This is a genomic window from Methylobacterium sp. CM6244 (assembly GCF_054817885.1).
In genome coordinates, this window is record NZ_CM139247.1 from 1,024,444 (window position 1) to 1,048,576 (window position 24,133).

Genomic DNA, 24,133 nt, shown 5'->3' on the forward strand with positions numbered 1-24,133 from the left:
TTAAACAGAAGCCTACAAGCTCTAGCGACTAGAGGATCAAGCGGAAAATGACGTTCTCAATCGGAATCCTGTCGCGCCGCGCCGGAGTGAAGGTGCCGACGATCCGCTATTACGAGCAGGTCGGGCTGATGCCGTCACCCCCGCGTACCGATGGGCAGCAGCGCCGTTATGGCGACGCCGAGGTGGCACGGCTCAACTTCATCCGTCACGCGCGCGAACTCGGCTTCGAGGTCGATGCGATTCGCGAACTTCTCGCCATGAGCGCGCAACCGGAGGAATCCTGCGCCGAGGTGGACCGTCTGGCGAGACGTCACCTCGCGGAGGTGGAGCAGCGCATCACCCGGCTGATCGCCCTGCGTACGGAGTTGCAGCGCATGGTGACGGAATGCGGCCACGGGCGGGTGGGTGAGTGCCGGGTCATCCAGGTGCTGGCCGACCACGGTGAATGCGACCACGACCATGGCGGTGGGCGGCCGGGATCGACAGGGTTCGCCGAGGCGTAAACTTCGCCGCGTCAGGGGAGCCGAAGGGGCCGGACACGGGTTGTCCCGTCACAGCCCCCCTTGAGGATACCCCATGATTCAGAAATCCCGTCCCCTCGCCGTGCTGCTGGCTGCCGGCTTCACCGTCGGCCTTGCGGCGGGCCCGGCCCTTGCCTCCCCCTGTTCGGAAGAGATCGCGCGCCTTGAGACGCGGGTGAAGGACGAGGCGACGGGCGCCATCTCCGCCTCGACCTCGGGTAAGGCGGCGGCCGGCGCGCGCGAAGGCCAGGGGGAAACCGCGCAGGGAGGCAATGCCTCCACCCCGGCCGCTCCGCCGGAGAAATCCGCTGAGGCGGGAAAAGGCGCCGATGCCGCGATGCAGGCCAAGGTCGCCCTGGACGAGGCGCGCACCGCCGACGGCAAGGGCGACGCCCAGGCCTGCAACGCGGCGGTCGAGCGGGCCAAGAATCAGCTCGCCAAGGCGCCGTGAAGCGAAGGGCCGATGGGTCCGGTCGAGCTTTCGGGCATCGTCGCGGCGCACCGGCCGGGGGAGCCCGGCACGGTGCCTGCGGCCTGCACGTGGGCCGGATGGGCGATGGCCCAGCGGGTCGTGAAGGATGTCCTGGCAAATCGTGAAAAGAGAAGGTTTTTCTTTTTGAGGCCGTTTCGGACATCCGCCCCGACCAGCGTCGTCTTGGCGACGACGTGGAGTGTGCGGCGCTCGGCCCATCCCCGTCTTTAGGCGGCGCAGGAGGGCCGCCGCCGACGTATCGAGGACCCCTGTGGGGGTGTTACGCAGCCGCGCTCAAGGCGTGTTTGTTGCCCTGAATGCCGGCACAAAGATCGTCGATCTCCGCAAGATCTAGACTTTCACCTGAGTGACTTGCAATTGCATCGATCAGGTGATCTTGCCGAGGATCGAAAGGATGGCCCTGAAGGCGATAGAATTGATAGTAACGCAGCGCCGCTAATACGGTGTCACGTTCTCGCACTGTGATGGTGATGGTCTGCATTCTTTGAAGATCTCCCCTTCATGCGATTTTTGCTCTCCGAACACTTGAATCCGACTCAGTGAGCGAGAGCGTTGTAACCCCGCTTCGGCGCAGCCGTCCACAGCCGGAAACCATTCGGTAACCCTGTTTGCGGATCGGCAGGGGGCTTGGCCGGACGCAACCCTTTGCACCCGCGCCGTTTCCTCCCGGTGGTATGGCTGACGGATTTATTTCGCTTCGAAAAATGTAAAATGTCATTGACAGATAAGGGAAAACGGGGCGCTCGCTCTAGAAGCTTGGCCTTACAGACTTTTTACCGAAACGGATAAAATTGTTCTTAACCATTCCCTGGCAGCCTACCGGTCAGGGCCGACCCAGTCCCTCCTTGGGAAGTCGGCATGAGCGGAGTTCCCCTCATGACCAAAATGCAGCCGGATGACGGGCAGGACGGTCGGACGCCGCGGGGCAGGCCGGTATCGCTCACGGCAAGCGTGCGACGCCATCTCGGTTTGAACCTGCGGGCCCATTACGCCGATTCGCTGATCGAACCGGTTGGCGAACGCATCGAATCCCTGCTGTCGAAGCTCGGTCGGCGGAAGGGGTGACCCGTTACAGGCGCGATCCGTCAGAGGGATGAGCGAGACGACACACAGCGTTCAGAATTGCGGTGCTATCGGTCGCGCCTACGTGCTGGACCTGCCCGGCCCGTCTTCCGCCAACCCGCGAAATCCCATCCCATGACCGTCCTCGTTCTCGTCGTCGCCGGAAACATCCTGCTTGCGACCCTGTTCTCCCTGGTCGCTCTCGCCTCCGACTGAGCCGTTCCTCGAAGGGACGCCTGCGCAGGCACTGCTCCTTCCAGACCAAGCCTGTCCCGATCTCCTGATTCTCAGGCGTTCGGGAAGCCCTTCTGCCAGCATAACCGGCTGCGGGTTCCCGCATCCGGTTTTCCGTCGTGTCTGGCCGGAATGGCGCGCTATCGCTGCTACATGACCGACCCCACCTATGAGACACTCCGCGCGTACGGACCCGGGAAACCGGGCCGGATGCTGCAATGCACATTGGCGCCGGAAATGTTACGGAACGTTCGTTCTATAGAACTAGCCGACCGAGGCTTTATATTCTCCCTTCGCGGATATAGATAGAACATATTTCTATAGCAAATGTTTTCCTCCTCACGCCTTCGTTTTCGTAAGGAGAATTGCCTATCTAGAACGAAAGAGGCACCCCTCGGTCAAGCTTGACATTGTTCTTTAAAACAAACGAAACCTAGCGCCACCGAGGCGTCGGGACGGCTTTGTCCCGCAGCCGCGATGTAGCCGGAGACGAACCTGTGAGCTCGAACCTATCCTCCACGCCGAATGCCCGCCGTCTGTCCAACCGCAGACGTGTCATTGCCCTGTGCGCCGGTTCGCTCGGCCTGGTCTCGGCAGGGTTCGGGTCCGCGCTGTTCGCCGCCGGCAGCGCCCAGGCGCAGACCGAACTCCTCAACGTCTCCTACGACCCGACGCGGGAACTCTATAAGGAGATCAACGCGGCCTTCATCGAGGAGTGGAAGGCGAAGACCGGCGAGACGGTCACCATCCGCGCGGCCCATGGCGGCTCCGGCTCGCAGGCCCGCACCGTCATCGACGGCATCCCGGCCGATGTGGTGACCCTGGGCATCCCCTCCGACATCGATGCGATCAGCCGCATCTCGAAGAAGATTCCTGCCGATTGGCGCACCAAGCTGCCCAAAGAAGGTCTGCCCTACACCTCGACCGTGGTGTTCCTCGTGCGCAAGGGCAACCCGAAGAGCGTGAAGGATTGGGGCGATCTCGTGAAGCCCGACGTGAAGGTGATCACCCCGAACCCGAAAACCTCGGCTGGCGGCCGCTGGAACTTCCTCGCGGCCTGGGGCTACGCCTACGAGAAGGAAGGCAAGAACGCCGACAAGGCCAACGCCTTCGTCGGCCAGCTCTACAAGCAGGTGCCGGTGCTCGATACCGGCGCGCGCGGCTCCACCGTGACCTTCGCCCAGCGCGGTCTCGGCGACGTGCTGCCGACCTGGGAGAACGAAGCCTATCTGGTGTTCGAAGAGTTCGGCCGCGACAAGTTCGACGTGATCGTTCCGCCGACCTCGATCTACGCCGAGCCGCCGGTCGCCCTCGTGGACGCCAATGTCGACAAGAAGGGCACCCGCAAGCAGGCCGAGGCCTATCTGCAGTTCCTCTATTCGGATGCGGCGCAGGCGATCTTCGCCAAGCATCATTACCGCCCGATCAAGCGTGAGGCCGCCAAGCCCGAGCATCTGGCGCAGCTGCCCGAACTGAAACTTTTCAAGATCGAGGATCTTCAGGGCAACTGGGACGATATCCAGAAGAAGAACTTCGACAATGGTGGGCTGTTCGACCAGCTGAGCAAGCCGGCGCCGTAGCGCGCCTCTCTCCGGCCGACGATAGGCACACATGTCGCGGTATGCGCGCTACCCTGCCCTCCTCCCCCTTGCGGGGAGGAGTAGGAGGTGGGGGTGGTTGTGCGACCCTGATGCTGCGGAGGCTGGCGGAGCCACCCCCACTCCTGGCCTCTCCCCACAAGGGGGAGAGGGACGCGCTCTGCCTTGAAGAGCAGGTGTGTGAATCTAGCAGCCGTCACGGGGAGGGTGCCCAGGGAGCAGGGGGCGACCTCAGCCGGACACCGTGCCCGCTTCCCGACCCGCCGATGCGTGAGCGAGGCGATCCATTATCAGGACCACCCCATGGCAGAGCCCCCTCTGCGTCCGAGACGACGCTTCCGTCAGCCCAGTGTGATTCCCGGCTTCGGGATCACCTTCGGTTATACCCTGACCTGCCTCGGCATCATCGTGCTGCTGCCCCTGGCCGCTCTCGTCGCCCGCGCCTCCGGCCTCGGCCTGTCGGGAATTTGGGCGGTCGCCACCGATCCGCGCGTCGCCAGCGCCCTGCGCGTAAGCTTCGGGGTTTCGCTCCTCGCGGCGCTCACCGCCTCGGTCTTCGGCTTCCTCATCGCCTGGGTTCTCACCCGCTACCGGTTTCCCGGCCGCAAGATCGTGGACGCGGTGGTGGATCTGCCCTTCGCCCTGCCGACCGCCGTCGCCGGCATCGCCCTGGCCTCCCTGTATGCCCCCAACGGTCTCGTGGGCGAACAGCTCGCCAAGCTCGGGATCGAGGCCGCCTATACGCCGGTGGGCATCTACATCGCCATGGTCTTCATCGGCCTGCCCTTCGCCGTACGGACGGTGCAGCCCCTGATCGTCGAGATCGACAAGGAGATCGAGGAGGCATCGGCCACTCTCGGTGCCGGCCGCTGGCACACGCTGGTGAAGGTGGTGCTGCCGCCCCTGATCCCGGCCGTGCTCACGGGCTTCGCCCTCGCCTTCGCCCGCGGCGTCGGTGAATACGGCTCGATCATCTTCATCGCCGGCAACCTTCCCTACGTCTCCGAGATCGCCCCGCTCCTCATCGTCATCAAGCTCTCGGAATTCGATTATGGGGGCGCCTGCGCCATCGCGACGATCATGCTCGGGATCTCGTTCCTGACCCTGCTCGCCATCAACCTGATCCAGGCCTGGAGCCGCAGGAGGTTCGGTTATGTCTAGCGCCGTCGTCGGAAACCCGGATGTCCGGCACCCCAATCTCCAGGCCGGAGGTCCGCCCGCCCGCGCACGGAGCGTGGTCACGGAAGGCCGTGTCGTCCGGGTGGTGTTGATCGGGGTCGCGGTGGTCTTTCTCGCCCTGTTCCTGGTGCTGCCGTTGATGACGGTGTTCATCCAGGCCTTCGCGAAAGGCTGGTCAGCCTATCTCGCCGCCTTCACGGAGGCGGATGCACGCTCGGCGATCCGCCTGACCCTGCTGACGGCGGCCATCGCCGTGCCGTTCAACCTCGTCTTCGGCATCATGGCCTCCTGGGCCATCGCCAAGTTCGAGTTCCGCGGCAAGAACCTGCTCGTGACCCTCATCGACCTGCCATTCTCGGTCTCGCCGGTGGTCTCGGGGCTGATCTACGTACTCGTCTTCGGGGCCCAGGGCCTCCTCGGCCCGTGGCTGATCGCTCACGACATCCAGGTGATCTTCGCCGTTCCCGGCATCGTGCTCGCCACGATCTTCGTCACCTTCCCCTTCGTCGCCCGCCAGCTGATCCCGCTGATGCAGGAACAGGGAACCGCCGAAGAAGAAGCGGCGCTGACCCTCGGCGCCTCCGGCTGGCACGCTTTCTGGACCGTGACGCTGCCCAATATCCGCTGGGGCCTGCTCTACAGCGTGCTCCTCTGCAACGCCCGGGCGATGGGCGAATTCGGCGCGGTGTCGGTGGTCTCAGGCCATATCCGCGGATTGACAAATACGCTGCCGCTCCACGTGGAGATCCTCTACAATGAGTACAACTTCGTTGCCTCTTTCGCCGTCGCTTCCCTCCTTGCCGGCCTCGCTCTTGTCACCCTCCTCGTCAAATCCCTCCTCGAATGGCGCTTCAGTGCCGAGATCGCAGCGGGCGCACGGGGTCACTGACCCGGTGGGTTCGTCCACGGCGATCCGGGTCGAGAACCTGTCGAAGACCTTCGACACGGCGGCGGTGCTGCACGACCTCTCCCTCGACGTGCAGGCGGGCGAATTGCTGGCGTTGCTCGGCCCCTCGGGCTCGGGCAAGACCACGCTGCTACGCATCATCGCCGGGCTCGACTTTCCCGATCGCGGCCGCATCATCTTCGGCGGCGACGATGCCACGCGGGTTCCGGTGCAGGAGCGGGCCGTCGGCTTCGTGTTCCAGCATTACGCCCTGTTCAAGCATATGAGCGTGGCCGAGAACATCGCCTATGGCCTCAACGCCCGGAAGCGTGCGGACAGGCCGGCCAAGGCCGAGATCAAACGCCGGGTCGGTGATCTCCTCGACCTCATCAAGCTCTCGGGCTTCGCCGACCGCTACCCGTCGCAACTCTCCGGCGGCCAGCGCCAGCGCATCGCGCTCGCGCGCGCCCTGGCCGTGGAGCCCCGCGTGCTGCTGTTGGACGAGCCCTTCGGCGCCCTCGACGCCCAGGTTAGGAAGGACCTGCGCCGCTGGCTTCGCGAGATCCACGACCGCACCGGCCAGACCACGATCTTCGTGACCCATGACCAGGACGAGGCGCTGGAGCTCTCCGACCGCGTCGCCGTCCTGTCCAAGGGCCGACTCGAACAGATCGGCACCCCGGACGAGGTCCAGGAAAACCCGGTCTCCTCCACCGTGCTCAAGTTCCTCGGCGACACGATCGAAGTCGAGGCGATCGTCCAAGGGGGCGAGGTGCGGGTCAACGGCCGGCTGACCCCGGTCAAGGCACCGGCCGGCCTCGTCGGCCCGGTGAAGCTCTATGCCCGACCGTGGCAGCTGCAATTCGCCGAGCCCGACCAAGCCCATCTCGAAGGCCATGTGCGTTCGTCCTACCGCAGCCAGGGCCGCCAGCGGATCGAGGTGGACCGCCCCGAAGGCAAGACCGTCGTGGTGGAGGCCTCCGATACCCACCGCCTCGCCGCCGGCCGCCCGGTCGGGCTCAAGATCATCGCCGGCTACGTCTTCAAGGATTGAGGAGCCGGACGATGCGGCCCCGAAACCGCCGAGGAAACGGTTGCGCTTCCTCGGCGGATCGGCTGTGACTCCCGCCGTCGAACACGAGAGGGAGCATCCGGCATGTCGGGTCACGGAGCCATCGAGGGCTCGAACAAGAAGGTCGCGCTGCTGATTTCGGTGCTGGCGCTGTTCCTGGCGCTGGCCGAGACCCTGGCCAAGGGGGCGCAGACCGAGGCGCTCAGCGCCAACGTCGAATCCTCCAACCAATGGGCCTATTACCAGGCCCGCACCATCCGCGGCACCATCCTCAAGACTGCCGACGAAACCCTCGCCCTGATCCCGCCGGAGACGGCCAACGCACCGGCCATCGCCGCCAAACGGGCCGAATGGGCCAAGACCATGGCGCGCTGGGAATCGGACCCCTCCACCGGCGACGGGCGCAAGGAACTGCAGGAAAAGGCGCGGGCCTCGCAGGAGCATCGCGACCTCGCGCTCCACCGCTACCATCATTACGAATTCGGCTCGGCCGCCTTCCAGATCGGCATCGTGCTCGCCTCGGCCCAGGTCATCACCGGCATCGCCGCACTGACGCTGGCGGGCGGGTTCCTGGGCGTCGCCGGCCTCGTGATGCTGGGCTTCGGCCTCTACGCTCCGCATTTCCTGCCGTTCTTCCACTGATACCAGACCTCGATGAGCCGGACTCATCGAGCTCTGCCCACGCGACGGCGCGGCGGCGGTCGTCCGCAAGACCTCACCGGCCCTGGTCTTTGGGTCAGGTTCAGTGAGGCCTGATATGAGCCGGAGCATCGCCCCGCCACGCGGCCCGTCGGAGCGGACCGTGTCCGGCCCGGATTTCGCAGGTCGGACGGCGCACTTGCGAAGACGGGGCGCGATCTTCAGATCACGGTCTGTCTGATGAGCGATCGCACTGCCGCATGGTGGCGCGACGCTGCGGATGAGGCGGACCGGGACCGATGATCAGCGCTTTCGACCTGTTCAAGATCGGGATCGGCCCGTCGAGCTCGCATACGGTGGGGCCGATGGTGGCGGCCCTCGATTTCCGCGAGCGGACGCGGCGGCATACCGGCCTCGCGCGCATCCGCGCCGAGATCTTCGGCTCCCTCGCCTGGACCGGGCGTGGGCACGGGACCGATGTCGCCATTCTTCTCGGCCTGCTCGGCCATAGCCCCGCCGGGATCGACCCCGACCGGGTCGACGAATACGTGGCCGAAGCGAAGCGGACGGGCAGGCTCGGCCTCGGTGGACCGGCTTTCGCCCTCGAGACCGATCTCGTCTTCAACTTCACCGAGGTGCTACCGGTCCATACCAACGGCATGCGGTTCCGCGCCCTCGACGAGCATGGCGGCGTGCTCGACACGGTCACCTGCTATTCCATCGGCGGCGGCTTCGTGGTCGGCGAGGAAGCGGCGGCGGTGGGCGAGGCAATGACGTTTCCGCTGCCCTATGCCAGCGCCGCCGATCTGCTGGCGACATGCCTGCGCACCGGCTTTTCCATCGCCCAGGTCCAGCGCGCCAACGAGGGCGCGAGCCGCAGCCGCGAGGTCATCGACGAGGGGCTGGACGCGATTCGCGACGCGATGTTCGCCTGTATCGACCGGGGGCTTCGCCAGACCGGCGAATTGCCCGGCGGCCTCAAGGTGCGGCGGCGGGCCAAGAAGCTGTTCGAGGATCTGGAGGCCAACCGCCACCTCAACGCCCGGCCGGCCCACGAGATCATGGACTGGATCAGCCTGTTCGCCCTCGCGGTGAACGAAGAGAACGCCGCCGGCGGGCGGGTGGTGACCGCCCCCACCAACGGCGCGGCCGGGATCGTCCCAGCCGTGTTGCGCTACGCCCGCGACTTCTGCCCCGGCTGGTCGGACGAGCGCGGCCGCGAATTCCTGCTGGTGGCGGCAGCCATTGGCGGTCTCATCAAGAGCCGCGCCTCGATTTCCGGCGCCGAGGTCGGCTGCCAGGGGGAAGTCGGCTCGGCGGCGGCCATGGCGGCGGCGGGCCTCGCCGCGCTGCTCGGCGGCTCGACCCTGCAGATCGAGAACGCCGCCGAGATCGCGATGGAGCACCATCTCGGTATGACCTGCGACCCGATCGGCGGCCTCGTCCAGATCCCCTGCATCGAGCGCAACGCCTTCGGGGCCAACAAGGCGGTGGTGGCTGCCTCCCTGGCACTACGCGGTGACGGCATCCATCGGGTCAGCCTGGACGAGGTCATCGAGACCATGCGCCAGACCGGCAACGACATGCAGGCGAAGTACAAGGAGACCTCGCTCGGCGGCCTGGCGGTGAACGTGGCGGCGTGCTGAGGGAGGGCGCATCCCCTCGCCCCGCTTGCGGGGAGAGGGCCGCGACGACCTCGTCGTCGGCGCGGCGAGGCGGCAGCCGAGGGTGAGGGGGCGCGTCCGAAGGAGCCTCATCCGAAGAGTCCCCCTTACCCTCGCTTCGGCTTTGCCTCCGCTCATCGCGAACACGGCAAGGTGTCCGCGATCCTCTCCCCGCGCACGGGGAGAGGGGGAATGCGCGCGACCGTCAGCGGCGTCCCCGGTCCTTGCCCTCAGCCGCCCGGCGCAGGGCCTCGGCGAACGCGCCGTCCGGGGCCGGGCCGCGTGGCGCCGGATTTGGCGCAGGTCTCTGCGGGGGACGTGAGGAGCGTTCCTCCGGCCGCCCGCCGCGCGGCGCACCCGCTTCCTCCGAGCGCATGCTGAGCGCGATGCGCTTGCGGTTGGCATCCACCTCGACGACGCGCACCTGCACCACGTCGCCGGGCTTCACCACCTCGCGCGGATCCTTCACGAACCGGTCGGCCAGGACCGAGATGTGGACGAGACCGTCCTGGTGGACCCCGATATCCACGAAGGCGCCGAAGGCGGCGACATTGGTGACGACGCCTTCGAGGCGCATGCCGGGCCGGAGGTCCGAAATCTTCTCGACGCCCTCCTGGAAGGTCGCGGTCTTGAAGGCCGGTCGCGGATCGCGGCCGGGCTTTTCCAATTCCGACAGAATGTCGGTGACCGTGGGCAGGCCGAAGGTCTCGTCGGTGAAGCGCTTCGGGTCGAGGCTCTTCAGGATGGGGCCGTTGCCGATGACGGCCTGGATGGGCTGTCCGGCGGCGGCGAGGATGCGGCGCACCACCGGATAGGCTTCCGGATGCACGCCCGACGCATCGAGGGGATCGTCGCCATCGCGGATGCGCAGGAAGCCGGCGGCGAGCTCATAGGCCTTGGGCCCGAGGCCCGCGACCTTCTTGAGGCTTGCGCGCGTGCGGAACGGGCCCTTCTCGTCCCGCGTCGTCACGATGTTGGCCGCCACCCGCTCGGAGAGGCCGGAGACGCGGGCGAGCAGGGGCGCGGAGGCGATGTTCACGTCGACGCCGACGCCGTTCACGCAATCCTCCACCACCGCATCGAGGGCCTTGGAAAGCTGACCCTCGCCGAGATCGTGCTGATACTGACCGACGCCGATGGCCTTCGGCTCGATCTTCACCAGTTCGGCGAGCGGGTCCTGCAAGCGCCGGGCGATGGAGACAGCCCCGCGCAGGGTCACGTCGAGGCCCGGCAATTCGGCGCTGGCATAGGCGGAGGCCGAATAGACCGAGGCGCCGGCCTCCGACACCATCACCTTGGTGAGCTTCAACTCCGGCTGTTTGGCGATGAGTTCGGCGGCGAGCTTGTCGGTCTCGCGCGAGGCGGTGCCGTTGCCGATGGCGATGAGTTCGACCTTATGGGCGCGGCAGAGCTTGGCCAGCGCGACGAGCGCGCCGTTCCAGTCGCGGCGGGGCTCGTGCGGGTAGATCACGTCGGTGGCCGCGACCTTGCCGGTGGCATCCACCACCGCGACCTTCACCCCGGTCCGGAACCCCGGATCGAGGCCGAGAGTCGGCCGGGCACCGGCGGGGGCGGCAAGCAGCAGGTCGCGAAGGTTTCCGGCAAAGACGCCCACGGCCCCGGTCTCGGCCACCTGTTTCAGGCGTCCGCGCAGATCGGTGTCGAGGGCGGGTTTCAGCTTGGTGCGCCAGGTCCGGCGCACGGTCTCCATCAGGAAACGGTCCCCCGGCCGGCCGTGATCGCCGATGCGGAAGGCGCGGGCGATGCGCAGTTCCTGCCAGGAGGGCACGCCTTTCTCGGCCACGTCGCCGGGGGCGTCGGTGATGTCGAGGTCGAGGATGTCCTCTTTCTCGCCCCGGTACAGGGCCAGGATGCGGTGCGAGGGCAGGCGCGTGAGCGGTTCGGAGAAGTCGAAATAGTCGGCGAACTTCTCGCCGGCCGCTTCCTTGCCCTTCTTGACGCTGGAGGTCATCCGGCCGCGCTGCCAGACCGTGTCGCGCAAGGCGCCCACCAGTTCCGGGTCTTCGCCGAACCGCTCGATCAGGATGGTGCGCGCGCCCTCCAGCGCGGCCTCGACATCGGCGATGCCCTTGCCCGCATCGACGAAGCCGGTGGCAGCCTGTTCCGGCGCGCGTTCGGGATGGGCGAGCAAGGCCTCCGCCAGGGGGCCGAGCCCGGCCTCGCGGGCGGCTTGCGCCTTGGTGCGGCGCTTCACCTTGAACGGCAGGTAGAGGTCTTCGAGCCGTGCCTTTGTGTCGGCGGCGAGGATGCGCGCCTTCAAGGCCGGGTCGAGCTTCCCCTGGCCGTCGATGCTCTCGAGGATGGCGGCGCGGCGCGCCTCCAGGTCGCGCAGATAGGCGAGGCGCTCCTCCAGATCGCGGAGCTGGGAATCGTCGAGGCCGCCGGTGACCTCCTTGCGGTAGCGCGCGATGAACGGCACCGTCGACCCGCCATCAAGGAGTTCGACGGCGGCAGCGACCTGCCGCTCGGCGACCTTGAGCTCCGCCGCGATGGTTGCAGTGATGGCGGCCATGGAATCCTCGCGCGCGTGAAGGGGCCGCGGTGTCTACAGGCCGGGCCGGAGAGCGGTCAAACCGGAGGGGTGATCCGACGGATTTGAACTCGGGTCGATGCCGGGTGTCATGGTGGCGATAGACAGGATCCCGTCATTCCGGGGCCGCGTAGCGGAGCCCGGAATCCAGAGCCGCGACGCGTGCCGTATATCGCAGGCTTCGATTTGGTCCAGTTCAACGTCGCAAGGTCGGCGGTTCTGGATTCCGGGCTCGCCTTCAGCGCCCCGGAATGACGGTGCGGGTGGCAAAACCGTCGAGTTCCCGCCGCTCGATGATGAATCGTCGACCTGAGTTCGAAGCCATGGGCTCGATCCGACGGATTCCTGAGGAGCGGTCCTCGTGACAAACGCTGCATGTCGATACAGGTCGGCGAGCTGCGGCCGATGGACAAAGGCCCCGGCCCGGCGGAGACTTACTTCAACAAAAAACGGGTTTGGGAGAGAAATGCCATGAGGCTCAGGCTTGGTCTGGCCGTGCTCGCCGTCGCCTTCGCAGGCGTGGCCGCAGCAGAGCCCCCGACCTTCCAGGTCGATCCGACTTGGCCTAAACCCTTGCCGAACAACTGGATCATGGGCCAGGCGTCCGGCGTCGCGGTGGATGCTGAGGACCGGATCTGGGTGGTGCAGCGCCCGCGCTCCCTCACCGATGACGAGAAGGCCGCCAGCCTCACGCCGCCACGTACCAAATGCTGCCACCCCGCTCCGCCCGTGCTCGTCTTCGACCAGGCGGGCACCCTCGTCCGGTCATGGGGCGGGCCGGGCGAAGGCTATGATTGGCCGCAGAACGAGCACGGCATCCATATCGACCACAAAGGCTTCGTCTGGCTCGCCGGCAATGGTGAGCAGGATGGCCTGATCCTGAAATTCACGCCGGAGGGGAAATTCCTCCTGCAGATCGGCAAGCAGGGTCCCCAGACCAACAGCCTCGACACGACCCGCCTCGGACGGCCCGCCGCCATGCAGGTGGACCCCGAGACCAACGAGCTTTTCGTCGCCGACGGTTACTTCAACCACCGGGTCATCGTGTTCGATGCCGAGACCGGAGCGTTCAAGCGGATGTGGGGCGCCTACGGCAAGCCGCCCACCGACGAGACCCTGCCCGCCTACGACCCGGCCGCCGCCCCGGCGCAGCAATTCCGCAACCCGGTCCATTGCGTCCAGATTGCCCGCGACGGGCTGGTCTATGTCTGCGACCGAGCCAACGATCGGGTCCAGGTGTTCCGCCGCGACGGCAGCTTCGTGAAGGAGTTCTTCGTGGAAAAGAACACCCGCGCCAACGGCTCGGTCTGGGAACTGGCGCTCTGGCCCGACCCCGACCAGACCTACCTCCTCAACGCGGACGGCGCCAACAACGAGGTCCGCACCCTCAAGCGCGACACCGGCGAAGTGCTCGGCGCCTTCGGCCGCAACGGCCGCATGGCCGGCGACTTCCACTGGGTCCACAACCTCGCCGTGGACAGCAAGGGCAACGTGTTCACCACGGAGGTGGACACGGGCAAGCGCGCGCAGAAGTTCTTGTTTCGAGGGGAGATGGTAGTGCGGAAGCGGGTGGCCCCGTAGATCGACCGAGAACCGCGATACAGGTCCCATCGGGCCCCCCTTCGGGTATCCACCTCCGACGGCTTCTAAGGATTTAATCCTAAAATAGCTCGCCCCGCTCGCACGAGCTACGATATTCACACATCTCGCGGGTACCGCGGGTCCCCTCTCCTGGAAGGAGAGGGAGCCCGTCGCGCCTCATGTCGAACCCGCTTGGATCGAGCGAACAGCCTTCGAGCAGCTGTGTGAATCCGGTAGATCGCATGAGAGAGACCGGCGCGACGGAGCTCTCTCGGCTGTCGGGCCGGAGATTGTCGCCTCACCGGGCATCGACGAGGTTGAAGCTTGTGAGGCAGGCATGCTTCACGAGGGCGGCATGCGGGATGACCGTGGCCGGAGTGGTGCCGAACGGGGCGCCGTCATCGGCATCCTCCGGATCCTTGTATTCACCCTCGACGTACTTCGTCTCGCAATCATTGTACTTATTGCATGTGGCGAGCTTGGTGCAGATGACCTTACTGTTCTGCTGATAGATGTAATATGTCGCGCCGGAATAGGGTGGGCGCCCGAAGACTTCGGTCCTGATCGTGATGGGAGCGGCTGTATGGATGCCGGCCGCCTGTGCCTGGAATGCGACCGCCGACAGGCCGATCGCCGCGAGGATGATGGTTTTCATGGTGTGGACCTTTCGGTTCGCAGTCCGGTTTCGGATAATGCCGGATCGAGGCAGCGAGGCCGTCCACGGCCGCATCGCTTGCAAGAAACCTCATCCGTTCTGACGACGGATGGGTTTCTGCTGTTCCGTTCCAGGGCCGGCGCCTCGATACGATAAGTATTTATACGAATATTTGGGATATCAGACGTAGTAACCTGGGATCCAACGGGTCCGCATTGGGTTCCAATGGCCCGGAATGTAGGGTCCGGGCTGGTTGGTCGCGTGGCACGACGCGATCCAGACCGGTCCGTGACGGCAGATCTGACCGTAGCGCCCGACCCATGCGGTCCTGGTTACCAGATCGCCCACCGAAGCGGCCTCATCCACACTATTGACTGTCGCACTCAGCGGCATCTCTGCTGCATCGGCCGCAGAAATCATTGTGGCCGCGATGATCGCGGCTCCGATAAATACCTTCATCGTCTTTTTCCTCGTCGTCTTTGACTTGAGAATACCGGCGCCGTTGCCGGTAAAACGGGGATATGCCTCCCAAAAACGACAGTCAACGAGATAGTTAGACCAAATGGTCAGAAACGCTGCGCATCACGCTTTGTTGATTGTATTGATCAAGTAGAGGCAAGATTTAATAGATAATACAAAATCCGCGCAGAGCAGCGTCCAACCCGGACGCATCGGGCGTCAGCGCCAAGCCTTTGTCCGCAAAGGCATACTTCCGCCGAGCCGGTTTCTCAGTCGTCCGAATGCGCTCGACGCCCGCATAACGAGGGGAACGGTCGAGCAGAGGAAGACCTGTGTCAGAAGCGCCCCGCCACCGTCAACCGCACGGCCATGGGCTCCACCGGATGAAGATGCGTGTCCGCTACGCCGCCGGCCGGCTCGCCGCGCAGGCGCGACTCGTAGAAGTAATCGATCTGACTCGCCTTGACGTTGAGCAGGTTGAGGATGTCGAGCTGCACCGTGAGGCCGTTCTCGAAGTTGTAGCCGATGCGGCCATTCACCAGCGTGGTCGGCTTCGAGCGGACGGAATTGTCCTCGATGAGCGGGCGCGGCCCGAAATAGCGAAGCCGCATCGTGCCGAACCAGCCGAGCGCCTCACCGAGGGTAAAGCCGGCCGCCGCGATGGCGGTGGGGGCGGCGGGAATGCGGCTCCCCGCTGGGTCGCGATCGGCGAAGCGCGCATGGGTGACGGTGAGGTCGGCATCGAGAGCGAGCCAGGGCGTGACCGCGTAGTGGTTGGTCCACTCGATGCCGGTGCGCCGGCTCGGGCGGCTCGGCTCGGTGGTGCCGGCATCGCCCACGAACAGGTTCTCGGAGTCGAAATCGAGCTGGAACAGCGTCACGGTCGATTCGAGACCGGCGATGGAGCGGTTGCGCAAGCCCACCTCCGAGCCCACCGAGCGCACCAGCAGGGGCACCCGGTCGAGGGGGAACAGAGGGTTGCCCGGATCGACCGTGATGGTCGCGCCCCGCGCGTCGTTGGAATGGAAGCCCTCGCCGTAATTCACGAACAATTCGGTCTCGGCCCAGGGGCCGAACACGACGCCGAGCTTAGGGCTGACGATGCCGTCCCGCGCATGGCCCGAATTCAACGGATTGTTCGATCTCACGGTGGCGTCGTAGGCATCGGCGCGGAGGCCGACGCTGGTGCGCAGCCACTCGGTCCAACGCAGGCGGTTCTCAAAGTAGAGGGCAGCGCTGCCCTCCTGCACGCGGTCGTCGCGCACGGTGGAGAGGGAGGTGCGCGCCTGCGTGTTGAACAGTCCCACATGGATGTCGTCGAACCGCGCCTGCACGCCGATTTCGTTCTCCATGGGCAGGCCGAACAGCTCACCCTTGAACACCCTGGCGATCTCGCCGCCGGCGACGGTGCGGCTGTCGAGCTGGCGGAACTGGTCGCCGTTGACCGGGTCGTTGAGGAAATAGGTGAAGTTGTTGAACAGGTTGAGGTTTGAGCGGATGACGTAGGCGCTGGCGCGGGTGACGCCACCATCGTCCGACCGGCTCCAGCGGCCCGACAGGGAGAAGCGGCTGGCATCGCCGCCATCGCTCGGATCGAGAGTGCCGAAGCGGCCGATCACGCCTTCGGAAATGGCCCGCTGCGGAACCTGGTTCGTCGCCGTCCAGCGGTTGGAATAGGCCATGCCGGTGAGGGAGAACCCGTCGAGGGCAGTGCCCTGGCTGTAGCGGAGAACGCCGTTGAGCTTGCGGATGTCGTCCGGCACCACCCAGGGGCCGTCATAGACCTGAGCCTCGCCAGCGGCGAGGAGCGTCCCCTCCCCGAGGGGTGCGGAGGCGATGGTGAGCGCCCGCTTGTAGGCGAAGCTGCCGAGGGAGGTGAGCGCCAGAGGGCGGGGCACCGCGTCGATCGTGTCGATCCGCACCGATCCGGCGGAGGCGAAATCCCCGTCACGGGCGAAATACGGGCCCTTGTGGAACTCCACCGCGCCGACGAGTTCGGGAATGAGGAAGTTGATGTCGGCATAGCCCTGGCCGTGGCCATGGGTGCGCATATTGGCCGGCATGCCGTCGATGGTGATGGCGATGTCCGTGCCGTGGTCGAGGTTGAAGCCGCGCAGGAAGTACTGGTTGGCTTTTCCCTCGCCGGAATGCTGCGTGACGATGAGGCCGGGCACGGCTTCCAGCACCTCGCCGGGGCGGGTCACCGGGCGATCGTTGAGGGCCCTGCCGGTGATGACGCCCGAACTCGACGTCAGCGCGGGAGCGGACAGGGCGCCGAACGCCTCGGCCCCGCCGGCTCCGCCCGTGGCCCCGCCGAGACCGGGACCGGCCGCTGCAGGGGGCGGGCGCATGTCGGCGGCCACGGAGAGTTCGTTGAGGGTCGCCTCGGCGGTGGTTGCCGTCCCGGACTGAGCAAGAACCGGCGAGGCGGATGCCAGAAATCCGAGGGCGAGGAGCGGAGGGACGAGACGGGCGGACACAGGCGGAGACCTCGGGCAACGGCAGTGGCACGTCACTGCGAACGAAGCCGATCCCTACGCGAGCGCAGGCCCCGACACCCCACCAGGACACCCCGCCCGATGCGCTTCGCGTGTGACCACGACTGACGGCAGGTCTCCTGGCTCGCGGGTCGACGCCCTCTCATCGTCTTCCCAGAAGCCGGAGCCTCCAGTGACGTGTTGATGATGGGCTCGCCGCTTACAGTTGCGGGGGCAGCCGCGGCATCGGACGCAAGATCCTCACCGCGTTCCCTTTTGATCCCCCGAAGAGGAACCGTCAGTCTCAGGCTAGGTCGGCCGCGACGAGACGGTCAATTGCGAGATGATCCCGCGCCGATCATCGCCGCTGCCCTGTCGCATTGCAGCAACGTCCGGCGTCAATCCGGTAGAGCGTCGAGGTTCGTCGGCTCCTCGATGCGGCGGCCGTTCTTCTCGGCCCGGAAGCGCTTGCCCATCTCGTAGGCCGATTTGCGCATGCGCATGATCCCACCGAGCGGCCGGTGCGCGGCCAGCCCGTGCCAGGGGCTGAACGACAGGCTGTCATCGACATAGGCGGCACGGGCCTCGCTCCAGCTTGCCTGCGGCGCGGCGGTGAGGGTGGCGATGGTACGGTAGGGGCTCGCGGTCTCAGGCCAGATTACGGAGGCGTCCTCCACCGGCATGTCGTCGAGGTTCAGGCACAGCTGCGCCCGCAATTCCCAGGTGCCGCCGTGGATGCGAAAATGCTCCATCACCGCCTCGCGGATCGCGTCGGCGGCGCTCGTGTCGTCCAGAGGCTTGTTCGCCAGCGCTCTCATTTCGGGAGAGACCGGGACGAGGGAGATCTTGGCGATGTGATCGCCGAAGCGCAGCGGGACCTGACTGTAGAAACTGTCGCCCAGGAGATGCGTCTCGGGCTGCCCACCGAGGGTCGCCAGGGTCGGGCTCGGCGAACCGGTGGTCGCGACGACTGCGCTCTGCACGCCCCGAAGCGCCGCCGATGCGGCCTTCTTCAGTCCCTCCGCCCGGTCCGTGGTCTTGGCGAGGAGCTTTAGGGTCGCGAGGAACGGCTTCGGTCCCGGTGCCGAGAAGGCCGGGCCGTTGACGAGCACGAAATCCTGCGTGGCATCCCCTTCCGAGCCTTCAAGACGCTCTCCCTCGACACCGAGGACCTTGATCGCCACGCCGCGTGGGGTGGAGACGCTGTCGTCCAGGATGTCGCCCGGAATGGTCGAGAAGCGCATCACCACGGGGTAGCGCCCCGGCTTCGCGAACAGGCCCTGCGCCAATTCGGGGGGCAGGTCGGCCGCAATCTCCAACTCGGCTCTCAGCGCGCCATGCGCCTTGGCATGGACGCTGCGGATGGCATGGCCGCCATCGGCGAGCGTCTTCTCGCTGATGGAGCGCATGGTCTCGTTCAGGGCCCGGCTGGTCTCGGCCTCGTCGGCTTCGAGGGTCTCGATGGAGGGCGTGTAGCGCAGGTAGTCGGTCTCGATGGCCAAGGGTGCTGCTCCGGGGGAAGGCGGATTCCGCGCCCCGAGGCGTTTCGACGGCCTCCGGGGAACCGGGCGGCTCCGCAACCTGATGGTGTTCCAGCTTAGGAAGCCCCGACCTCTCCTCCCGTTCCGATCCCTGCGGCGCCTCGCCAAGTCGTGAAAGCGCCCGGCGATCAGGCGGCGTTGTCCCAGGTCTCGCTGATCGGGCGACCGGCGCGCACGAGACGCGCGCGCAGGACGACGTCACCGGCTGGCAGCGGCGTCGGCGGGCGCCATTCTACGTAGAGACGCCAGCCACCCGTCTGGGGCACCCGTTCCACCACCGGATCGACCATGGTGCCGGCACTGGCCGAGACCTCGGCCGCGATGTCACCGTCAGGGCCGGTGGGCAGGCCCGGCCCTTCGAAATCGATGACGTAGAGGCGCCGCTCCGGGCTCGGCGGCGTGGTCGGGCGCAGGCGCTCGGCCGAACCGACGCGGGTGGAGACCACCCGGGCGAGCGCGCTCAGCACGGCGGTATCCGGTTCGGCCCCCACGGTGGCGAGGGTGTAGGCGAGGTCGAGGGCACTCCCCGCCGCGACGGCAGCATCCGGCACGAAGGCAGCGACGATGTTGTCCATGTACTCCTCGCGGGACGGGATTTCGAAGAGTTGCACCGCTCCGGCGCCGAACCCCGCCTGGGGCGTGACCCAGAGGCCGGGCCGGGCCTCGTGCCGGGCCTGGACGTCGAGATAGGCGGCAAAGCTTCGCTCGCGCTGGAACAGTCCGAACCCGTCGAGGGGATCGGTGCGGAAAGCCGAGATCTGCGGCTCTCGCCGTCCGTTGCTCAAGGGACGCCACAGGCGATCGTCCTTGGTCGCCACCATGAGCCCGTCGGAATCGTGAACCTGGGGCCTGAAATCGTCGAACGGCTCGGCTCCGCGCGCGCCCGGACCGTTCGTGCCATGCAGGAACATGCTGGTGAGTGGCGCGAGGCCGAGACGCGGGATCGCGGCGCGGGGATGCAGCGAGGCGGTGACGACCATTCGCGAGGTCTCGCCGGGTTCCACCACGAAGCGGTAGGCACCCGTAAGACTCGGTGAATCGAGGAGCGCCAGGATCGTGACGGCGCGGGAATCGGCCTTCGGCTCGCAGATCCAGAACGCCGTAAAGTCCGGAAATTCCTCCGCGCCCGGACCGCCGGTCTGGATCGCGGCACCGCGCGCCGACAGGCCGTATTCCTGCGTCTTTCCGCGAAGCCGAAAATACGAGGCACCGAGGAAGACTAGGAATTCTTCCTGATTAGCCGGCTTCGCAACATCGAAGGCGTGATGCAGCCGGAAGCCGGCAAAGCCCAGATCGCCGGAAAAGTCCTGCCCTGCCAAGTCCGACCCGAGATCGAACAGGCCCGACTGGTAGAGGATCGGCTGCGGCGGCCCGTCCGGCGGCTGGAGGAACAGGGCGACGCGCTTCTTCTGCAGGAAGCCGCGATGGAACAGCTGCAGCGAGAATGAACCGCTGAGGCGCGGGGCTGCGTCGGGACGGAAGGTGATCGCGCGGTAGCCATCGTAGCTGAGGCCGGCGAGCGGGGCCGGGAGATCCTCCGGAGCGGGCCGGTAGGGTGCGCCTGCGAGGCGGCGGGCCTGGGCCACGACGCCCTCGAAGGTCATCGGCCCGTCACGGGGAGGGTCGACTTTATCGGCGGCCATCGTTCTGGCGGTATTCAGGTCGACGGCACTAGGCATTATCATGCCTGCGGCCACGCTGAGCGCGGTTTGCAAGGTCTGTCGCCGCGAGGGGGCATCACGCCCCGAACGCTCGTCTTCACCGTCGCCCCGTATCATCGATGTCCTTCGCTTCATGATGGACGACGGCCCCTCTCAGCCTCGATCGAGTGTCCAGCGCCCCATGTCCATCACGCGGTTGTCGCACGACGCATCCCCGGTCGGAATCCCGAACCCGGCGATTCCCGAAAGTCAGTCCGGCGAGGCCCCTTCGCTGCTGATGCGGCGGCTCATGCTGGCCCTGCCGACCCTGGCCACCGCGGCCGCGATCTCCTGGCTCGCTTTGTCCGCTTACGGACGCCCGGACGGCATCCTGGGTTGGGCCGTGCTGGTACTGTTCGGCCTCGTGATGACGTGGCAATCCTTCGTCGCCTGGCAATACGTCTACGGACTCGTGGCGGCGGGGCTCGGCGATGCCGCCAAATCCGCGATCGAGATCCGCTCGGCCACGGTTCCGGCCACCGCCTCGGGCCTCAGCCGCACGGCTGCCGTGGTGGCGATCCATGCCGAGGATGCGGTGGCGGTGTTCGCCGCGTTGCGTGTCATGGCCCGCTCGCTTCAGCGTGGCGGCGGCGACGGGTCCGATATCGACATCTTCGTCCTCTCCGACACGCGTGACGGTGCCATCGCGGCGGTGGAGGAGCATGAATTCGCCCGGATCGAGGCATGGGCGCGTCTGAACGGCCCTGGCCTGCCGCGCGTCCGCTACCGGCGGCGCCAGGACAATGCGGGCCGCAAGGCCGGCAACATCGCCGAGTTCTGCAAGTCCTACGGCTCGGAATACGATTTCATGATCGTGCTCGACGCCGACAGTCTGATGACCGGCGCCACCATGCGCCGCCTCGCCCGGTTGATGGAGGAGGCGCCCAAGGTCGGGCTGATCCAGACCGTCTCCTACGCGACCGGCCGGGACACGCTGTTTGCCCGTATCCAGCAATTCGCCGTGCGGCTCTACGCGCCGCTGTCGATCCGCTGCCTCGAGACCTGGCAGGGCGCGGATGGAAGCTATTGGGGCCACAACGCGATCCTGCGGGTCGCGGCCTTCGCCGACAATGCCGAACTGCCGGTGCTGCCCGGCAAGGCACCGCTCGGCGGCGAGATCCTGTGCCACGATATCGTCGAGGGCGCGCTCCTGCGCCGGGCCGGCTGGGAGGTCCGCCTCCTGCCGGAGATGGGCGGCACCTGGGAGGAGATGCCGACGAACCTCGTCGATCTCCTCGGGCGTGAACGGCGCTGGTGCCAGGGCAACATGCAGCACCTGCTCATCACCACCCTGCCGGGTCTTCGGGCGGCGAGCCGCTGGCACCTGATGGTCGGGATCCTGTCCTACCTCGCCTGCCCGCTCTGGGTGCTGTTCCTCGCCACCGCCTCTATCCAGGCCGCCGTGACCGGCGATCTCGGCCTCCTGGCCTATGGACTCACCGGGACGGGCATCGCCGCCCATGCGCTGGCTGCCCTCGTTGTCGCCGTGCTGGCCCTGCCGAAGCTTCTCAGCCTCGGTCACGTCCTGGCGTCGTCGACCCGCCGTGCGGCCTTCGGCGGCACGGCCTCGCTGCTGAAGAGTGCCGTGCTCGAACAGATCGTCTGGGTGCTGCTCTGGCCGATCATGACGGTCTTTGCCGCCGGCGCCGTCGCCACCACCTTCATCGGCCGCGTGGTGCGCTGGGATTCACAGGCGCGCGACGACCGGCAGGTGCCATGGTCGGAAGCGATCCGCTTGCAGGTGGACGCCCTGGTGGCGGGCGCCCTGCTCACCGGCCTTCTCGCATATGCAGGTGACCCCTGGCTCGCCCTGTGGATGGGGCCGGTGGCCCTCGCCCTGCTCACGAGCCCGGCGTTCAGCGTGCTGACCAGCCGTGCCGATCTCGGCCGCGCCTCGCAGAAGAACGGCCTGTTCCTCTCCATCGACGACACCGACCGTGCCGCCGAACTTCTGGACCTGGCATCGGTCCGCCGGGGCGAAGAGCGCAGCAAGCCCGTTCGCCCGGACGTCTGGGCAAGCGCGGAGGCGGAAATCTCCGCACCGCGATGAGGTCAGAGGAGTGAGAGGCTAGGGTTTCTCCAGCACTTCGATCGGGTTGGTGCGCTGGCTCGGCTTCGGCTCGGCGGTGGCGGCGCCGGCATTCCCATCCGCCTTTTCGCGCCGGGCGCCGGAACTGGTATCCGCGCCCGGTCCGGTGCCCTGGGTCGGCACCGTGCCGCTCGCCAGTTCGAGGCAGGTCACCATCTCCACGTAGGACGGGAAGCCGCCGGCCTCGAACTGCTTCTCGCACTGCCTCTTGGCGGCTGGTGAATAGTCGCCCCAACGGCGCTGGGCTTCCTTGCGCGCCGCCTCCTCCGAACGAAGGCAGCCTTCGACGGTGGAAGTGTCGCTGACGCTGGCTTCCGCGCGGACCGACGACTTGCAGGTCGCCTGCACGTCGAGCTTGGGCGGCCCATCGGCGGCCAAGGCGGCCCCGGTGAGAGCGACGAACGCGAGGGCACCGGTCAGAAGGGGAACAGGGTATCGCATCGGCTCGTCCTCGCTCGCATCGCGGCGACCGCCCGGCGGCGGTCCGTCCCTCGCACAATGCGCGAAGGGCGGGATCGCACCAAGAACCCACGAGGAAATCAGCCGAGGGCCGCGTCCAGATCGGCGTACAGGTCGTCCGCATGCTCGATCCCCACCGAGAGCCGCAGCAGATCGGGCGGACATGGCGTGCCCGGCCCTTCCACCGAGGCGCGGTGTTCAATCAGGCTCTCGACGCCGCCGAGCGATGTGGCGCGCTTCCATAGGCGCACCCGTGCCGCCGTGGCGATGGCTGCCTCCTCGCTGGCCGCGACTCGGATCGACAGCATGAAACCGAAGCCGCCCTCCATCTGCCGCGCCGCCACCGCGTGGCCGGGATCATCGGGCAGGCCGGGATAGAGCACCGAGGCCACGCGCGGATGGGCCGAGAAGCGTCTGGCGAGGTCCGCCGCATTGGCCGATTGCGTCGCGACCCGCAGGGGTAGGGTCCGCAGCGAGCGCATGAGGAGATAGGCCTCGAATGGCCCGAGGATCGCCCCACCGCCGGCACGGATCGCGCCGATCCGCTCCCAGAACGCATCGGTGCGCGCTGAAGCGAGGACACCGGCGACAACGTCCGAATGACCGTTCAGAATCTTGGTGGCCGAATGCATGACGATGTCGGCCCCGAGCGTCAGGGGCCGCGTGTGGATCGGCGAGGCGGCGGTGGAATCGACGGCGAGACGCGCCCCTGCCCCGTGCGCGATCTCGGCCGCGGCAGCAATGTCGGTGATGGTCCAGAGCGGATTGCCGGGCGTCTCCACCCAGACGAGCTTCGTCGTGCCCGGCCTGATCGCAGCCCGCAGGGCGTCGAGATCGTCCATGGCGATGAAATCGAGGCCCCAGCCCCGGCGCGGCGCTTCCTGCTGGAGCCAGCGCTTGAGCGCCCAGTACATCACGAGGGGGGCGACGATATGGTCTCCGGGCTCCAGGGCCGAGAAGACGGCCGTGGCCGCCGCCATGCCGGAGCCGAACAGCATCGCGCCGGCCTCCGCCTCCTCCAGCATGGCGATGACGGCCTCCGCCTCGCGGGTCGTGGCGTTGTCGGGCCGGGCATAGGAGAAGCCGGAACTGTAGCCGTTGTCGGGATCGCGGAGGAAGGTCGTCGAGACATGGAGCGGTGCCACCACCGCCCGCGTCACCGGATCGACATGGCCCATGGCCTGCGCGGCCAGGGTGCGCTTGGTGAAACCCGGCTTGGCGTGAGTGGACGAGGGATCTTCGGCGGGTTCGGACATGGGTATCGTTCCGGCAA

General features: G+C 66.8%; 20 protein-coding genes and 1 riboswitch. Of the genes, 11 read left to right on the plus strand and 9 right to left on the minus strand.

The annotated features are described in order from the left end of the window. Positions 1 to 47: 47 nt before the first annotated feature. The gene (locus tag ACYQML_RS04665; protein WP_056422836.1) at positions 48 to 503 is read left to right on the plus strand and encodes a MerR family transcriptional regulator; all 456 of its coding nucleotides are present in this window, start codon (positions 48 to 50) and stop codon (positions 501 to 503) included. A gap of 73 nt (positions 504 to 576) precedes the next feature. Further along, a complete protein-coding gene (locus ACYQML_RS04670; RefSeq protein ID WP_056422839.1) occupies positions 577 to 972 on the plus strand; it encodes a hypothetical protein in 396 nt (131 codons plus the stop codon). A gap of 301 nt (positions 973 to 1,273) precedes the next feature. Here the strand turns inward: ACYQML_RS04670 and ACYQML_RS04675 are convergent, their stop codons facing one another. Beyond that, positions 1,274 to 1,495 (minus strand): hypothetical protein, encoded by a 222-nt coding sequence (locus ACYQML_RS04675; RefSeq protein WP_018045985.1) that lies wholly within the window; start codon positions 1,493 to 1,495, stop codon positions 1,274 to 1,276. A gap of 395 nt (positions 1,496 to 1,890) precedes the next feature. On the opposite strand from ACYQML_RS04675, the gene ACYQML_RS04680 reads away from it, so the two are divergent. From ACYQML_RS04680 to ACYQML_RS04710, 7 genes are all read left to right on the plus strand, one after another. Continuing rightward, positions 1,891 to 2,079 carry a NepR family anti-sigma factor gene (locus ACYQML_RS04680; RefSeq protein WP_244478192.1) on the plus strand — a complete coding sequence of 63 codons (189 nt, stop codon included), beginning with the start codon at positions 1,891 to 1,893 and terminating at the stop codon, positions 2,077 to 2,079. Between the two features lie 815 nt (positions 2,080 to 2,894). Then, positions 2,895 to 3,890, plus strand: a complete 996-nt coding sequence (locus ACYQML_RS04685; protein ID WP_461235668.1) for a sulfate ABC transporter substrate-binding protein — start codon at positions 2,895 to 2,897, stop codon at positions 3,888 to 3,890. Positions 3,891 to 4,211: 321 nt separating this feature from the next. Continuing rightward, positions 4,212 to 5,069 (plus strand): sulfate ABC transporter permease subunit CysT, encoded by an 858-nt coding sequence (cysT, locus tag ACYQML_RS04690; RefSeq protein WP_056423334.1) that lies wholly within the window; start codon positions 4,212 to 4,214, stop codon positions 5,067 to 5,069. Beyond that, on the plus strand, positions 5,062 to 5,976 hold the full coding sequence (gene cysW / locus ACYQML_RS04695; protein WP_461234866.1) for a sulfate ABC transporter permease subunit CysW: 915 nt from the start codon (positions 5,062 to 5,064) through the stop codon (positions 5,974 to 5,976). The genes cysT and cysW overlap by 8 nt, the downstream gene beginning before the upstream one ends. 4 nt (positions 5,977 to 5,980) lie before the next feature. Further along, the gene (locus tag ACYQML_RS04700) at positions 5,981 to 7,027 is read left to right on the plus strand and encodes a sulfate/molybdate ABC transporter ATP-binding protein (protein WP_056422852.1); all 1,047 of its coding nucleotides are present in this window, start codon (positions 5,981 to 5,983) and stop codon (positions 7,025 to 7,027) included. A 102-nt stretch (positions 7,028 to 7,129) separates the two neighbouring features. After that, a complete protein-coding gene (locus ACYQML_RS04705) occupies positions 7,130 to 7,687 on the plus strand; it encodes a DUF4337 domain-containing protein (protein ID WP_056422855.1) in 558 nt (185 codons plus the stop codon). A gap of 296 nt (positions 7,688 to 7,983) precedes the next feature. Beyond that, positions 7,984 to 9,330 carry an L-serine ammonia-lyase gene (locus tag ACYQML_RS04710; protein ID WP_461234867.1) on the plus strand — a complete coding sequence of 449 codons (1,347 nt, stop codon included), beginning with the start codon at positions 7,984 to 7,986 and terminating at the stop codon, positions 9,328 to 9,330. Between the two features lie 223 nt (positions 9,331 to 9,553). Here the strand turns inward: ACYQML_RS04710 and ACYQML_RS04715 are convergent, their stop codons facing one another. After that, complete coding sequence (locus tag ACYQML_RS04715; RefSeq protein ID WP_461234868.1) at positions 9,554 to 11,881, minus strand: Tex family protein; 2,328 nt, start codon at positions 11,879 to 11,881, stop codon at positions 9,554 to 9,556. A gap of 489 nt (positions 11,882 to 12,370) precedes the next feature. On the opposite strand from ACYQML_RS04715, the gene ACYQML_RS04720 reads away from it, so the two are divergent. Continuing rightward, positions 12,371 to 13,480, plus strand: a complete 1,110-nt coding sequence (locus tag ACYQML_RS04720) for an NHL repeat-containing protein (RefSeq protein ID WP_461234869.1) — start codon at positions 12,371 to 12,373, stop codon at positions 13,478 to 13,480. Between the two features lie 298 nt (positions 13,481 to 13,778). On the opposite strand, the gene ACYQML_RS04725 is transcribed toward ACYQML_RS04720, so the two are convergent. The 5 genes from ACYQML_RS04725 to ACYQML_RS04745 all read right to left on the minus strand — a co-directional run bounded on the left by ACYQML_RS04725 (position 13,779) and on the right by ACYQML_RS04745 (position 20,216). Further along, positions 13,779 to 14,135, minus strand: a complete 357-nt coding sequence (locus tag ACYQML_RS04725) for a hypothetical protein (protein ID WP_461234870.1) — start codon at positions 14,133 to 14,135, stop codon at positions 13,779 to 13,781. 180 nt (positions 14,136 to 14,315) lie between these two features. Then, positions 14,316 to 14,594 carry a hypothetical protein gene (locus ACYQML_RS04730; protein WP_461234871.1) on the minus strand — a complete coding sequence of 93 codons (279 nt, stop codon included), beginning with the start codon at positions 14,592 to 14,594 and terminating at the stop codon, positions 14,316 to 14,318. A 335-nt stretch (positions 14,595 to 14,929) separates the two neighbouring features. Beyond that, positions 14,930 to 17,074: a TonB-dependent receptor gene (locus tag ACYQML_RS04735; protein WP_461234872.1), complete on the minus strand. Its 2,145-nt coding sequence runs from the start codon at positions 17,072 to 17,074 to the stop codon at positions 14,930 to 14,932. 110 nt (positions 17,075 to 17,184) lie between these two features. Continuing rightward, a riboswitch (cobalamin riboswitch) is annotated at positions 17,185 to 17,386 on the minus strand. An 83-nt stretch (positions 17,387 to 17,469) separates the two neighbouring features. Then, entirely contained in the window at positions 17,470 to 18,573 is a 1,104-nt protein-coding gene (locus ACYQML_RS04740; protein ID WP_461234873.1) for a catalase family protein, read from the minus strand. 167 nt (positions 18,574 to 18,740) lie between these two features. Further along, complete coding sequence (locus ACYQML_RS04745) at positions 18,741 to 20,216, minus strand: OpgD/OpgG family glucan biosynthesis protein (protein WP_461235669.1); 1,476 nt, start codon at positions 20,214 to 20,216, stop codon at positions 18,741 to 18,743. Positions 20,217 to 20,454: 238 nt separating this feature from the next. Here ACYQML_RS04745 and mdoH point away from each other — a divergent pair, with 238 nt between their 5' ends. After that, positions 20,455 to 22,362 carry a glucans biosynthesis glucosyltransferase MdoH gene (gene mdoH / locus ACYQML_RS04750; RefSeq protein ID WP_461234874.1) on the plus strand — a complete coding sequence of 636 codons (1,908 nt, stop codon included), beginning with the start codon at positions 20,455 to 20,457 and terminating at the stop codon, positions 22,360 to 22,362. A gap of 18 nt (positions 22,363 to 22,380) precedes the next feature. Here mdoH and ACYQML_RS04755 read toward each other — a convergent pair whose 3' ends face one another. Together ACYQML_RS04755 and ACYQML_RS04760 are read right to left on the minus strand one after the other, a co-directional pair. Then, positions 22,381 to 22,842, minus strand: a complete 462-nt coding sequence (locus ACYQML_RS04755; protein WP_461221793.1) for a hypothetical protein — start codon at positions 22,840 to 22,842, stop codon at positions 22,381 to 22,383. A gap of 98 nt (positions 22,843 to 22,940) precedes the next feature. Beyond that, a complete protein-coding gene (locus ACYQML_RS04760) occupies positions 22,941 to 24,116 on the minus strand; it encodes a trans-sulfuration enzyme family protein (RefSeq protein ID WP_461234875.1) in 1,176 nt (391 codons plus the stop codon). Positions 24,117 to 24,133 lie beyond the last annotated feature (17 nt).

What these genes read in the sequence shown, in the direction of transcription:
- ACYQML_RS04665 (WP_056422836.1), top strand. Translation starts at nt 48, where the DNA reads ATGACGTTCTCAATCGGAATCCTGTCGCGCCGCGCCGGAGTGAAGGTG.
- ACYQML_RS04670 (WP_056422839.1), top strand. Translation starts at nt 577, where the DNA reads ATGATTCAGAAATCCCGTCCCCTCGCCGTGCTGCTGGCTGCCGGCTTC.
- ACYQML_RS04675 (WP_018045985.1), bottom strand. Translation starts at nt 1,495, where the DNA reads ATGCAGACCATCACCATCACAGTGCGAGAACGTGACACCGTATTAGCG.
- ACYQML_RS04680 (WP_244478192.1), top strand. Translation starts at nt 1,891, where the DNA reads ATGACCAAAATGCAGCCGGATGACGGGCAGGACGGTCGGACGCCGCGG.
- cysT (WP_056423334.1), top strand. Translation starts at nt 4,212, where the DNA reads ATGGCAGAGCCCCCTCTGCGTCCGAGACGACGCTTCCGTCAGCCCAGT.
- cysW (WP_461234866.1), top strand. Translation starts at nt 5,062, where the DNA reads ATGTCTAGCGCCGTCGTCGGAAACCCGGATGTCCGGCACCCCAATCTC.
- ACYQML_RS04705 (WP_056422855.1), top strand. Translation starts at nt 7,130, where the DNA reads ATGTCGGGTCACGGAGCCATCGAGGGCTCGAACAAGAAGGTCGCGCTG.
- ACYQML_RS04710 (WP_461234867.1), top strand. Translation starts at nt 7,984, where the DNA reads ATGATCAGCGCTTTCGACCTGTTCAAGATCGGGATCGGCCCGTCGAGC.
- ACYQML_RS04715 (WP_461234868.1), bottom strand. Translation starts at nt 11,881, where the DNA reads ATGGCCGCCATCACTGCAACCATCGCGGCGGAGCTCAAGGTCGCCGAG.
- ACYQML_RS04720 (WP_461234869.1), top strand. Translation starts at nt 12,371, where the DNA reads ATGAGGCTCAGGCTTGGTCTGGCCGTGCTCGCCGTCGCCTTCGCAGGC.
- ACYQML_RS04725 (WP_461234870.1), bottom strand. Translation starts at nt 14,135, where the DNA reads ATGAAAACCATCATCCTCGCGGCGATCGGCCTGTCGGCGGTCGCATTC.
- ACYQML_RS04730 (WP_461234871.1), bottom strand. Translation starts at nt 14,594, where the DNA reads ATGAAGGTATTTATCGGAGCCGCGATCATCGCGGCCACAATGATTTCT.
- ACYQML_RS04745 (WP_461235669.1), bottom strand. Translation starts at nt 20,216, where the DNA reads ATGACCTTCGAGGGCGTCGTGGCCCAGGCCCGCCGCCTCGCAGGCGCA.
- mdoH (WP_461234874.1), top strand. Translation starts at nt 20,455, where the DNA reads ATGTCCATCACGCGGTTGTCGCACGACGCATCCCCGGTCGGAATCCCG.
- ACYQML_RS04755 (WP_461221793.1), bottom strand. Translation starts at nt 22,842, where the DNA reads ATGCGATACCCTGTTCCCCTTCTGACCGGTGCCCTCGCGTTCGTCGCT.
- ACYQML_RS04760 (WP_461234875.1), bottom strand. Translation starts at nt 24,116, where the DNA reads ATGTCCGAACCCGCCGAAGATCCCTCGTCCACTCACGCCAAGCCGGGT.